An 11,754-nucleotide genomic window follows, 5' to 3' on the forward strand; every position below is an offset into this window, starting at 1 on the left:
CACCGAGACGCTACTCCCCCGTCACCACCGCCCTCCCTCGCGGACCCGCACCGGCCCCTCCCACCCCTGTGGACAACTCCCTCCCCCTGTGGACAGCGAGGTGGCAAATTCGCGCGAATTTGCCACCTATGTGGGCGGGAGGGGTGTGGCACATCACACACGGCCGGTGGCGTGGCGTGGTCTGCGGGAGGATCACGTCGTGAGCACTTCAACGGAGACGACAGGAAACGGAACCCGTTCGGCCGTGATCACGGGAGCGAGTTCGGGAATCGGCGCCGCGACGGCGCGGCAGCTCGCCGCCGCCGGATACCGCGTGGTGCTGGGCGCGCGCCGGGTGGACCGGTTGACCGCGCTCGCGGAGGAGACCGGCGGGGTCGCCGTTCCGCTGGACGTGACCGACCCCGAGTCCGTCGAGTCGTTCGTGCGAGAGGTTCCCGAGTGCAACGTGTTGATCAACAACGCGGGTGGCGCGAAGGGGCTGGCGACCGTCGCCAACGCCGACGAGGACGACTGGCGCTGGATGTGGGAGACGAACGTGCTCGGCACGTTGCGGCTCACCAAGGCACTGCTGCCGAAGCTCGTGGAGTCCGGTGACGGCCACGTCGTGACGATCACCTCGGTCGCCGCGCTGGAGGCCTACGACAACGGCTCGGGCTACACCTCGGCGAAGCACGCGCAGGCCGCTCTGCACCGCACCCTGCGCGGCGAGCATCTCGGCGAGCCGGTGCGGTTCACCGAACTCGCGCCCGGCATGGTGGAAACGGAGTTCTCCGAGGTCCGGTTCAAGGGCGACACCGAGAAGGCGTCGAAGGTTTACCAGGGCCTGACGCCGTTGAGCGCCGACGACGTCGCCGACGTCATCACGTTCGCGGTGACCCGGCCGTCGCACGTGAACCTCGACCAGATCGTGCTCAAACCGCGCGATCAGCACTCGGCGACCCGCGCACACCGCAGCTGAGAAGCAAGCGGGGGTCAGGGCGCATTGGGGAACTTTAGGCAATCCGGTACCGCCGCCCCAGTTCGCCAATGCCCTCTCAGTTCTGTGGGGGAGCGACGCAGAGCTCCACGTCGAGCTCGTCGAGAACTTCCCCGATCGGGCAGGCGAATCCGACCGTGCCGTCCCGGTTTCCCGCACAGTGCAGGCCGACGACGCGACCGGCGGCGTCCACCAGCGCCGCCCCCGCGTCGCCGGGCGCCGCGAAGACCGGGTCCCCGTCGACCCGGACCTGTTCACGCAGTACACGACGTCCGATGGCCGGCCCGTGATCGAGCCGTAGTGTCGTGTCGGTGGACACGACGGTGCCGGAGGTCGTTCCGGTCGCGTATCCGGTCTTGCGCACCATGGCACCGTTCTCGGCTGGGGATTTCCCCGCCACGGGACCGATTCCACGGATGACGCAGGTCCGCGCGACGCCGTCCTTCAGGTCCACGGCAGCGGCGTCGACCCGGCCGGACAGGGCCGCGCGGGCGAGTTCCGCGTAAACCTCGCCCGACTCGGGGTCGAGCATGTGATCACCGACGCTCCAGGCGTCGTCCATGCACGCGACGTCGAAGGTCGTGAGTCCCATGGCGTGGCTCGCGCGCTCGTGGTCGTGGACCATCACGCCGACCGTGCCGACCCTGCGGTACCGGCCCGGTGGCGCTTCCGGGGGCACGAGCCGCACCGATCGGCATGGTGCGATCCCGCGGCCGAGCATGCCGCGTATGCACGTCCGCGCCTCGTCGGTCCGCACAGGTGTGCGGGGGGCGCAACGCCCGTGGTGCGGCACGGGCGCCTCCTCGATCACGTCGGTCGGGATGCCGAGCACGTCGTCGGGGACTGCTTTTCCGCCGACCGGTGCGCCTTTCCGGCCGACGGAGACGACGATCGCCTGATGCCCGGTACGGCGTCCGGCCACCCGTTTCTCGCCGATGTCGACGGCGAGCACGCCGGGCAGGTCGAGGAGGTCATCCTCGACCGCTCGCTTCACTGGGCGGATGATCGCCTTGTCCCGGAGTTCGCTCGTGGTGGTCATACCGGACCTCCCACCACCATTAATACATGCTGTGACGGATCAGTCACGAACAGTCACACCGATGGCCGCCACGCCGAGCCGGAGACGGCACGTGTCAGCTCTCGACTGAGCCTCCGGGGTGACCGTGCTGCGGTGCCTGCTCGATACGGCGAATCCCTCGCAGGAACCGCTTCCCGTCCGGATCCTGGGGGCTACACCTGATTTCGTCCTGGCAGCCGCCTTCTGGGAACTGGTGCACGTGCTGACTCGCCTCGCAAGGCAGGGGCCTCGCCGCGTACACGGTGGTGTACCGGACGGACGTCAGTCGAGGGCACAGTCGACGAGCACGGGCTCCGGCCGCAACGTGAGGCCGAAGGTGCTGTGCACGCCGTCGCGGACCTCGCGCGCGAGCGACAACAGGTCCGCCGTGGTGCCCGAGCCGCGATTGGTCAGCGCGAGCGTGTGCTTGGTGGACAACGCCACCCGACCACCGGGCCCCGCGTGGCCCTTCCCGTATCCGGCGCGTTCGATCAACCATGCGGCCGAGAACTTCGTCGCGTCGTCGGCGGCGGGATACTGCGGTACCCGGGCGTCCTCCCCGACGACGGCCCGCAGGCGTTCCAGCGCGGCAGGCGCCTCCCAGGCAGGCACGATCGGGTTGGTGAAGAACGACCCGGCGCTCCAGGTGTCGTGGTCGACGGGATCGAGCACCATGCCCTTGCCGCGCCGAAGTGCCAGCACGGCGTCCCGTGCCTTTCCGGCGTCGACCTGTTCACCGGGGTCCACACCGAGCGTCCGGGCCAGCTCCGCGTAGCGAATCGGCGCAGAGAGACCGCCGTCGCGCAGCTGGAACCGCACCCGCAGCACCACGGCGCGATCGTTGTGCTTGAGCACACTGCTGCGGTACGTCAGTCCCAGCTCCGAGGCAGGAACCGTGCGCACCGTCCCCGACGTGCGATCGAGCAGGTCCACGGAGACGAGTGTTTCCGAGATCTCGACGCCGTAGGCTCCGACGTTCTGGACCGGCGTCGCACCCGTGAGCCCCGGGATGCCGGACAGGCACTCCAGCCCCCCGAGTCCCTGTTCGACGGTGCGGGCCACCACGTCGTCCCAGTTCTCCCCTGCTTCGGCCGTGAGCTGCACGAGGCCGTCGCCGAGGCTGTCGAACCGGCAGCCTCGGGTGGCGATACGCACGACGTGACCGTCGAAACCCTCGTCGGCGACCACGAGGTTGGAGCCGCCGCCGAGTACCAACAGCCGACGCCCGGCCGCGTCTGCCTCACGAATCGCCGCAGCGAGCGTTTCGGCGTCGTGGGCGACCACGTGGCCGGTGGCGGGACCACCCAGCCGCAGGGTGGTGTGCGATGCGAGGGGCTGGTCGTCGCGGGTCGGGCCGCGCGACTCACCGGCACCGGACGTGGAGGTGTTCACGAGGGCCAACGGTAACCTTCGCGGCATGGCACGCCGCATCGAGCACCGCAGCACCCTCACCTGGCCCGCGCAGCAGGTCCACGGAGCGTTGATCGACAAGGACTATCTCCGGGACCGGCTGGAAGCACTCGGCGGGCAGGAGGCGGAGCTCGTCGAGTACACCGACACCGAGGACGGCGTGCACGTCCGGATGCGCCAGGCGGTGCACGCGGAGGACCTGCCCTCGGTCGCCCGCACCGTGGTCGGCGAGGACGTCAAGATCGACCGCAGTGAGACCTGGCGCCGCGAGGACGACGGGCACTTCACCGGCGAGGTCGCGGCCGCCATCCCCGGCGTACCGTGCACGATCACCGGTTCGATGTGGCTGCACGACGTCGACGGCCAGGACGGCTCGTGCGAGTTCGTCGTCGAGGGCAGTGTGAAGGTCTCGGTTCCGTTCGTGGGCGGCAAGCTGGAGGACTTCGTCGCCGAGCAGGTGCAGAAGCTGCTGGGTGCCGAGGAGGGCTACACCGCCGAATGGCTCGCGCAGCGGTCGTGACCCACGAGGCTCCGCGGAAAAAGAAGCCGCGTTTGGCCGCGGGACGCGCCCGCGCGCTCGGGATGCCGACCCGCGGGACCACGAACCCGAACCGGTTGCGCCGTGTCGACCGCTGGCTGACCGGAACACCGCAGGTCACGCGTGCCCTCAGCGGCCGAAGTGAGCCGCTGGTCGTCGACCTCGGCTACGGCTCCTCGCCGGTGACCACCGTGGAGCTGGCGAGGAGGCTGCGCACGGTCCGGTCGGACGTGCGGGTCGTCGGGCTGGAGATCGACGACGAGCGGGTCGCCGCCGGTAAGGCGGTCGCCGACCCGCCGCACCTGGACTTTCGCGTCGGCGGCTTCGAGTTCGCCGGTCTCGCCGCCGGCGTCGCCGGTTCGACCGGCCCGAGGCTGGTGCGGGCACTCAACGTGCTGCGGCAGTACACCGAACCGGAAGCGTGGGACGCGTGGCGCGGGATGTGCGCACGGCTGGCTCCGGACGGACTGCTCGTCGAAGGAACCTGCGACGAGATCGGACGGCGGTGTTGCTGGGTCACGCTCGACCGGAACGGACCGCGCACGTTGACGCTCGCGTGCCGTCCGGACTCTCTCGACCGGCCTTCGGACCTCGCAGAACGGTTGCCGAAGACGCTGATACACCGCAACGTGCCCGGCGAGCCGGTGCACGCGCTGCTGACCGAGCTCGACACCTGCTGGGATCTCGCGGCACCGAAGACGCCGTTCGGCCCGCGCGCCCGGTGGGCCGACGCGATCTTACGGCTCGCCGAGCGGGGTAGCGGGCGGGTCCTCGACCGGTGGCGGCGCTGGCGCCTCGGCGAGGTCACCGTCGCCTGGTCCGCCGTCGCCCCCGCGAGCTGACCGCGTGGCGCGACGAGCGGCCTCCCGAACTCCTAGACTTGCGCGCCATGGCGAGCGATTTCACTCTGCAACACCTGCGAGACCAGGCTGCCGCGTTCCGTGAGGCCGTCGCCCGGACCGATGGACGTGCGGCAGTCCCGACCTGTCCCGGCTGGGACAGCCTCACATTGCTCCGCCACCTCGCCAGGGTGTATTCGATGGCCAGCATCGCCCTGCGCACGTCTCCCGACGAGCAGCCATCCCAGTTCCCGGTCGCTCCGCGCGAGTTGACCGACGCGCTGTCCTGGTTCGACGACCGGCTCACCGAGCTCCACGAAGCTCTGTCCACCGAGGACAACGACGGTCGGGTGTGGTCGTGGGTGGGCCCGGTCGATCCCGGCTGGTGGGCCCGCCGCGCCGCGCACGAGACCGCGATCCACCGGCTCGACATGGAGCACGCGCTCGCCGACCTCGGCGCCGACCGGTCGGACGAGCTGTTGTTCGACCCGACGTTCGCCGCCGACGGTATCGACGAGATGCTCACCGTGCTGTTCGAGGGAACCCGCGACTGGGAACGGGAACACTACGCCGGAAAGGTGCTGTATCACGCCGCCGACGCGGGACGGACCTGGTTGGTGACCTACCACGACACGCGACCTCCCGAGGTCGGCGTCCCACACGATCCCGCGCTGGCCCGCGACGAGGTCGACAGCACGGTCGCCGGTACCGCCGACGCGCTCTTCCGCAAGGTCTGGGGGCGTCCGAGCCACGCGCTGGTCCAGGGCGACGAGGAACTCGCCACGCTCGTCAACGGCGTCGGTCCCCGGTGACGAACGCCGAGCGCCCCAGCTTTCTGCCGTCGTTCGCCGGTGCCCGTCCGTATCACCAGGCGCACGAGGGCGGCGTGAAACTCGTCGGCGCGACGTGCCACTACGGCACTCCGAACCTCGACGCCGGCCCGATCATCGAGCAGGGCCTCACGCGCGTCGATCACACCGATGCGGTCGACGACATGGTCCGAAAAGGACGGACCATCGAAAAGGTCGTTCTGACACGAGGTTTACGCGCCCACCTCGAGGACCGGGTGCTCGTGCACGGCGGCCGCACGGTCGTGTCCGGACAGGGCGTTGGGGAACTGACAGTTGTGCCCGTAGGGCGCACGGTCGGCTTCTCAGTTCAGGACACGGGCTTGCCGAGCCCGTCCACGACCTCGGCACCGGTCAACCTCGTGAGCAGCTCGCCGGGGACGATGAGCTTGCTGCGACGCACGCCGCTTCCCACGACGACCGCGGGTGCCTCGGCCACCGCAGGATCCAGCCACACCGGCCACGCTGGAAGCCCGAACGGTGTGATGCCGCCGTAGGCCATGCCGGTCAGCTCCACCGCTTCGTCCGTTCCCGCGAACGAAGCCTTGCGCACGTCGAGCCGGCGACGCACCACGTTGTTCACGTCCGCGCGGGTCGTGGCGAGCACGAGGCACGCGGCGTAGCGGACCTCACCGGCGCGTTTTCCCGCGACGACGACACAGTTCGCCGACAGCTCCAATGGGGACCCGTACGTCGCGCAGAATTCGGCCGTGTCGGCGAGGTCCGGATCGATCTCCACGACTCCGACCGACCTCGCGTCATCGAGGCCGCGCAGCGACTCCCGCACGGGATCCGCCAGCAAGTCCGGTCGTTGCAGCGCCTCCAGGACCTCGAGCGTTCCCGCTGCCGTGTGCCACTGCTCAGTCATGGGGCGCACCTTAGCGCGCGGCACCACTCACAGGGCATTGTGGAACTGTCGCGGCCACCACGTACGCCGCCCGACCATCCACGGGTTCTCTGCGTCCGCCTCACGACGTAGGCCGACTACTCACAAAATCGATCCCGCAGCGAGCAGGGCGCTGAAGTTCGGCCACGGAACCACCAACGCAGAACAATCCGCGCACCCTGTCAGTCCTCAGCCGAGAAATCCGGTGAGCAGGGTGCGTATCTCTCTGCGATGCGTGAGCAGCGGAGCCGACGACGGCAGCACTTCCAGGCGTGCGCGACCGAATGCGGCGGTCGTCGCCTTCGCGATCTCGGTGGGGTGCAACGGATCGTCGGTTCCTGCGACGACGAGGACGTCGGTTGCGACGGACGCCAGCGGCGTGGTGTTGGCGACGACCGACTGCTCGGGAAGCTCACGCAGGGCCTCGCCGAGCCGCAACAGGGCTTCGGCGCGGCGCTGCACGTAATCCCCGACTTCCGCGCCGTCCGGCACCTCCGCCGCGATGAGGTGCCGCAGCCGCTCGCCCCCGTCCGAGCCCGCAGCGTCGACGGCGTCGGCGAGCCGCTGCAGCGTCCCGGCGGCGTCCGCGTCGCGAGGCCGGTCGACGGTGGCGGGCAGCAACAACGCCAGCCGTTCGAACCGAGTCGGATGCTCCGCAGCCACGCGGGTGAGCGCCCCGGAACCGAGCGAGACCCCGACACCTCGGGTCGCACCGACCTCGTCGGCGACGGCGAGCACGTCGGCGGCGATACAGCCGTAGTTCCAGTACCCGGTCGGCGCGTCCGGAGCGTCACCGTGACCGGGCAACGTGACGACGACACGCGTTCCGCGCAGACCGGAGGCGGGGATACGGGCCTCGCCCGGAGTCGCACCGAGCCCGTGCACGACGAGCGTGACGGGATCACCCGAGCCGCGCGCGATCCAGCGGGCCCCGGACGGCAGGGACTCCACTACCAGGAGCTGCCCTTCTGCACCTCGGTCACCTTGGGACGCACGTCGACGATGTAGATCAGCGTGGCGACCAGTCCGGCGATCCAAAAGATCGTGCCAGGGCCCTGGAACAGGGCGAGCACGAGCGCCCCGCCGCCGGTGATGCCGAGCCAGGCGGGTTTGCTGAGCTTGTCGGCCGCGGTGAACGCGTCGGCGCGCTGGACGAGCGCATGCACGAACGCGTAGATCCCGACGGGGATCCCGGCCAACCAGATGATCGTCAGGATCCAGACTGCAAGCGGTGGCACGCCTTCAGCGTACGTGCTCGGCGATCCGCCACGGCACCCCACCACAGGTCGGGCCCGTGGCATGCGCGACGCCACGGGCCCGGGTGCAGCGAATTCAGCTGCTGGTCGACTTGCGCGCCGCCGACTTCGGCTCCGGCTTGCTCTTGGCCGACGAGGTCTTGGTCGTCGTGCTCTTGGCCGCCTCCGTCTTGTTCGCGGTCTTGCGAGCCTTGCTGCGGGTGGTCGCCGCGGCGTCGGCTCCCGCGTCCTTCACGGTCTGCGCGGTGTCCTCTGCGGTCTGCTCGACCGTCTCCGCCACGTCGTCGACGGCCTTCTCGGTAGCCTCAGCGGCCTTCTCCCCGCCCGAGCGGGTCGCGCGGGTGACCCGCCCGAGCACGTCGTCGGCCACCTCGCGGGCGTCTCCGACGGCGTTTTCGACACGGTCCTGCGCCTGCTCGACCTGACTCCAGGCCTGCTGGACGCCCGGCTGGGTCCGCAGCCTGCCGAGGGCGTCCTCGCCGCGCTCGGCGAGGTAGCCGTAGACCTGCTTGGCCGACGCGGCGTACCCGTCGACGCGGTTGCGGAGCTGGTCGGTGTCGACCTTGCCGAGGTCGTTGAGGTCGGAACGCGCCGCTTCCGCGCGCTCGTTCAGCTGCGTGCGCACCTTCGTGACGGTGTCGACGACCGCGTGCGCGGCGATGTCACCGGCGCCGAGCACGGCGAGCAGCGGGGTGCGCGCCTCCTCGATCACCTGGTTGGCCTGCTTGGTCACGTCGTCGCGCTGGGGCAGCGTCGGCATGGCGATCACTCCTGAACTTCGGTTGCTGCGTGAGTGGGTAGGTCGTTCGCCCACGTTCCGGGGCCGGGGTCGTCCGGACGCGACGACGCGTCCGTGCCGTTGCCCCGGAACGAGGCGTAGATGTCGAGAAGGACTTGCTTCTGCCGTTCGTCGAGGTCGTCGTCGGCGAGGATGGCGTCCACCACCGCGCCACCCTCGCGCTGCTCCAGGATTCCGGCCTGCACGTACAGCGCCTCGGCCGAGATCCGGAGGGCGGTGGCGATCTGCTGGAGGATCTCCGCGCTGGGCTTGCGCAGACCGCGTTCGACCTGGCTGAGATACGGGTTGGAGACACCGGCGCGCTTGGCCAGCTGGCGCAACGAGATCTGCGCGGTGGAGCGTTGCGCGCGGATGTACCCGCCGAGGTCGCTGACCGCCTGGTTCACGGCCTTGTTGACCTGCTTGTCGACCCGTTCCACCGGTGATTCACCCCTTCCCGATTTCCACGGTAACCACAAGTGCTAGCTATTGCAAGCAGTCTGCTTGCACTGTTCGAGTGTCACGCGTGTCACCGTTGAACTGCGTCGACCTGCCTGGAATACACGTCCGCGCCGGCTGCGCAGAGCAACCGGCGCGGACGCACTGGGAACACCAGCAAGCACCCGGGACTCAGCAGGCACACAGGCAGAACGGATGCCCTGCCGGATCGGAGTAGACGCGGAAGTTCGCGTCGAGACGGTCGGAGGGCTGAGGCAATTCCGTCGCCCCCGCCGCGAGCGCCCGCTCATGCCCGCCGGAAAGGCTCTCGACCCGGACGTCCAGGTGCGCCATCTGGGGCCGCTCCCTTCCCGGCCAGGTAGGCGGCTCGAAGTCGGGGTCGGCCTGGAAAGCGATCGGGACGCCGCCTTCCGGACTCGCCAACTCGACCCACGACTCGTCGGACTGGTCCTCGTCGATGCCCCAACCCAGCAGGCGGCCGTAGAACTCGGCCAGGCCGCGCGGGTCAGGACAGTCGATCGCGTACGCGGCCAGGCGCAGTGGCGCTGTCATGTGCACACCTCGTTTCGTGTTGTCCCGCGGCGAAGTCCGCCGAGGGCTCGAGAACGGACGGTCGTCAGTGGCAGCCGCGCGGCGCGGTCGGCGGCCGGGAGTCGTTGATGTCGCCGATCCGCAACGGAGCCGTCGCCTCCGCCCACCACTCCGCGAAGCGGTTTAGCCACTTCGGGCGAAGCCCTCCTCCGTCACGCAGCGCCTGGTCGATCCGGGCAGCCTGTACGGCTCGCTCGTCCAGCCGTGCGCGGCGAGTCCGCATCTCCTCTTCGATCTCGAACGAGCTCACGATCCCCACCTCAACCTCTGTAGGAGAAACAGTGGTTAGTAACTAGTGAATAAAGTATGAGGGTTATCGACGACGTCGGCAACCCCCGAATCGCCTACAGTGGTGTTGTGAGCAAAGCCGTCACACCGACCGCGGAAGCACCCGGAGGTGGACCGACACCGCGACGAGACGCCGAGGCCGACCTCGCGCTGGTGCTCTCCTTCCTCAACACCACGGATGCCGAAGAACACACCGACGTCCTCGACCACACCGAGCAGTGGCGACGGTGGTGCGAAGAACGAGGACTCGCCCAGGCACGGGATCTCGACGCCGTGCGCGACGTCCGCGACTCGCTCCGCGCGTCGGTCACGCACTCAGCCGAAGACGAGCCGCGGCTGCCGGCCAGCACACTCTGGCCGCTGCACGTCACACTCGAGACCGGTGTCCCGACGCTGAGCGCGACGGACGCACTCGGCGCCGTTCTCGCCGCCGCCGTACACCTGGTCGCCACCGATCACTGGGACCGGCTCAAGATCTGCCCCGCCGACGACTGCCTGTGGGCGTTCTACGACCGATCCCGCAACCGTTCCCGCACGTGGTGCTCGATGCAGGTGTGCGGCAACCGCAAGAAAGCACGTTCCTGGCGCGAACGCCACACCACGTCCTGACCCCGCACCGGACGAGGCCGCTCGGACGCACCGGCCGTGAGTCGTTCACGGCAGCGCACGGTCTCGACCGAGACTCGACGGAGCGGTCAGAGCCTGTCTGTGACCTTGTTCTGATGCCCGTCAGGGCATGGTCTCGCGTGCTCATCCCGAGCACGGTGAGAAGCTCCGGCGTTCCAGTTCGTGCCTCGCAAGGCAGGGGTTCTCGCCGCGTACGTTGTGGTACTCAAGAGGACCCCAACGCCGCGAGGCGCGAACTGGGGCGGCGGTACCGGACCACCCAGCCAAGATCCAAAATGCCCTCTCAGAGCCTGTCTTTGATCTTGGTTAGGGGGTGGGGGCCCGCGTTTGTGGGCGGGTCAGTCGTCGGCTCATCATAGTGATCATGGCCCAGTTGATGAAGGCCTCGGAGTGTTCGGGGAGGCGTTCGTAGTCGCGGGTGTTGCGGCGGGCTTGGCTGATCCAGGCGAAGGTTCGTTCGACGACCCATCGGCGGTGCAGGGGCACGAACCCGGTTTGTTCGGCGAGTTTTTTCACGATCTCGACGGTGATGCCCAGGGTTGTTTTCGCCCAGGTCAGCAGGGTTCCGGTGTAGCCGCCGTCGGCCCAGATGTGGCGCACCCTGTGGTGGGCGCGGTGCAGCAGCGACAGCAGAGGGCGCCCGGCGGGCCGGTCCTGCAAGTTGGCGGCGGTGACCATGACGACCAGCAGCAGTCCCATGGTGTCCACGGCGATGTGGCGTTTGCGGCCGTTGACCTTCTTGCCGGCGTCGTAGCCGCGGGTGGAGTCACCGACTGTTTCGGCGGCGCGCACCGATTGCGCGTCGATGGCGGCTGCGGTGGGCCGCGGGCGCCGGCCGGCCTGCTGGCGGACCTGTTCACGCAGCGCATCACGCATTATTTCCACCGTGCCGTTCTCGCGCCAGCGAGCGAAAAAGCCGTACACGGTCTTGCAGGGCGGAAAGTCCACGGGAAGCGCGCGCCATTTCACTCCGTTGTCGGTGACGTAGCGGATCGCGTCGACGATGTCGCGGCGGTGGTGCTTCTCCGGACGCCCCCCGGCCGGGCTGGCACACGCCGCCGTGGGCAGCAGTGGTTCGATCACTGCCCACTCGGAGCAATGCTTGGGACCTGTGGATCGGCTGGGAGGGGGCGTACCTTCCCAGTGATCGAGTGAAGGTTCTCAAGCATGACCGGCGTTGCAGCGCTGGTCGGGAAGGTAC

Annotated in this window: 15 protein-coding genes and 1 pseudogene; 6 read left to right on the top strand and 10 right to left on the bottom strand. The window is 69.2% G+C overall.

All coding sequences use genetic code 11. From position 1 onward, the window contains the following. Positions 1–199: 199 nt before the first annotated feature. Complete coding sequence (locus GIY23_RS21070; RefSeq protein WP_154078249.1) at positions 200–958, top strand: SDR family NAD(P)-dependent oxidoreductase; 759 nt, start codon at positions 200–202, stop codon at positions 956–958. Between the two features lie 76 nt (positions 959–1,034). Here the strand turns inward: GIY23_RS21070 and GIY23_RS21075 are convergent, their stop codons facing one another. Together GIY23_RS21075 and GIY23_RS21080 are read right to left on the bottom strand one after the other, a co-directional pair. Continuing rightward, the gene (locus GIY23_RS21075; protein WP_154078250.1) at positions 1,035–2,015 is read right to left on the bottom strand and encodes a chymotrypsin family serine protease; all 981 of its coding nucleotides are present in this window, start codon (positions 2,013–2,015) and stop codon (positions 1,035–1,037) included. Positions 2,016–2,315: 300 nt separating this feature from the next. Next, positions 2,316–3,434, bottom strand: a complete 1,119-nt coding sequence (locus tag GIY23_RS21080; RefSeq protein WP_228717421.1) for a UDP-N-acetylmuramate dehydrogenase — start codon at positions 3,432–3,434, stop codon at positions 2,316–2,318. Positions 3,435–3,450: 16 nt separating this feature from the next. Between GIY23_RS21080 and GIY23_RS21085 the strand changes: the two genes are divergently transcribed. The 4 genes and pseudogenes from GIY23_RS21085 to GIY23_RS21100 all read left to right on the top strand — a co-directional run. Then, positions 3,451–3,963, top strand: a complete 513-nt coding sequence (locus tag GIY23_RS21085) for a DUF2505 domain-containing protein (RefSeq protein WP_154078252.1) — start codon at positions 3,451–3,453, stop codon at positions 3,961–3,963. Beyond that, on the top strand, positions 3,942–4,823 hold the full coding sequence (locus GIY23_RS21090) for a methyltransferase domain-containing protein (RefSeq protein WP_154078253.1): 882 nt from the start codon (positions 3,942–3,944) through the stop codon (positions 4,821–4,823). Before GIY23_RS21085 ends, GIY23_RS21090 begins: the two co-directional genes overlap by 22 nt. Positions 4,824–4,870: 47 nt before the next feature. Beyond that, positions 4,871–5,632, top strand: coding sequence for a maleylpyruvate isomerase N-terminal domain-containing protein (locus GIY23_RS21095; protein WP_154078254.1), 762 nt, complete (start codon positions 4,871–4,873; stop codon positions 5,630–5,632). A 17-nt stretch (positions 5,633–5,649) separates the two neighbouring features. Further along, positions 5,650–5,916: pseudogene (locus GIY23_RS21100) on the top strand (formyltransferase family protein); the annotation flags it as partial. Positions 5,917–5,978: 62 nt separating this feature from the next. Here the strand turns inward: GIY23_RS21100 and GIY23_RS21105 are convergent. The 7 genes from GIY23_RS21105 to GIY23_RS21135 form a co-directional block, all read right to left on the bottom strand. Continuing rightward, entirely contained in the window at positions 5,979–6,536 is a 558-nt protein-coding gene (locus GIY23_RS21105) for a YbaK/EbsC family protein (RefSeq protein ID WP_154078255.1), read from the bottom strand. A gap of 207 nt (positions 6,537–6,743) precedes the next feature. Next, entirely contained in the window at positions 6,744–7,505 is a 762-nt protein-coding gene (locus GIY23_RS21110; RefSeq protein ID WP_228717422.1) for an alpha/beta fold hydrolase, read from the bottom strand. Beyond that, on the bottom strand, positions 7,505–7,792 hold the full coding sequence (locus GIY23_RS21115; protein ID WP_187351954.1) for a DUF2516 family protein: 288 nt from the start codon (positions 7,790–7,792) through the stop codon (positions 7,505–7,507). Before GIY23_RS21115 ends, GIY23_RS21110 begins: the two co-directional genes overlap by 1 nt. A 94-nt stretch (positions 7,793–7,886) precedes the next feature. Continuing rightward, on the bottom strand, positions 7,887–8,570 hold the full coding sequence (locus GIY23_RS21120; protein ID WP_154078256.1) for a hypothetical protein: 684 nt from the start codon (positions 8,568–8,570) through the stop codon (positions 7,887–7,889). A gap of 5 nt (positions 8,571–8,575) precedes the next feature. After that, complete coding sequence (locus GIY23_RS21125) at positions 8,576–9,028, bottom strand: helix-turn-helix domain-containing protein (RefSeq protein ID WP_154078257.1); 453 nt, start codon at positions 9,026–9,028, stop codon at positions 8,576–8,578. Positions 9,029–9,218: 190 nt separating this feature from the next. Continuing rightward, positions 9,219–9,599, bottom strand: coding sequence for a VOC family protein (locus tag GIY23_RS21130; protein ID WP_154078258.1), 381 nt, complete (start codon positions 9,597–9,599; stop codon positions 9,219–9,221). A gap of 64 nt (positions 9,600–9,663) precedes the next feature. Beyond that, entirely contained in the window at positions 9,664–9,888 is a 225-nt protein-coding gene (locus tag GIY23_RS21135; RefSeq protein ID WP_154078259.1) for a hypothetical protein, read from the bottom strand. A gap of 107 nt (positions 9,889–9,995) precedes the next feature. Here GIY23_RS21135 and GIY23_RS21140 point away from each other — a divergent pair, with 107 nt between their 5' ends. Beyond that, on the top strand, positions 9,996–10,535 hold the full coding sequence (locus tag GIY23_RS21140) for a CGNR zinc finger domain-containing protein (RefSeq protein ID WP_228717423.1): 540 nt from the start codon (positions 9,996–9,998) through the stop codon (positions 10,533–10,535). 324 nt (positions 10,536–10,859) lie between these two features. On the opposite strand, the gene GIY23_RS21145 is transcribed toward GIY23_RS21140, so the two are convergent. Beyond that, positions 10,860–11,636 carry an IS5 family transposase gene (locus GIY23_RS21145; RefSeq protein WP_154078261.1) on the bottom strand — a complete coding sequence of 259 codons (777 nt, stop codon included), beginning with the start codon at positions 11,634–11,636 and terminating at the stop codon, positions 10,860–10,862. Positions 11,637–11,754 lie beyond the last annotated feature (118 nt).

Source organism: Allosaccharopolyspora coralli, from assembly GCF_009664835.1.
Classification (GTDB): domain Bacteria; phylum Actinomycetota; class Actinomycetes; order Mycobacteriales; family Pseudonocardiaceae; genus Allosaccharopolyspora; species Allosaccharopolyspora coralli.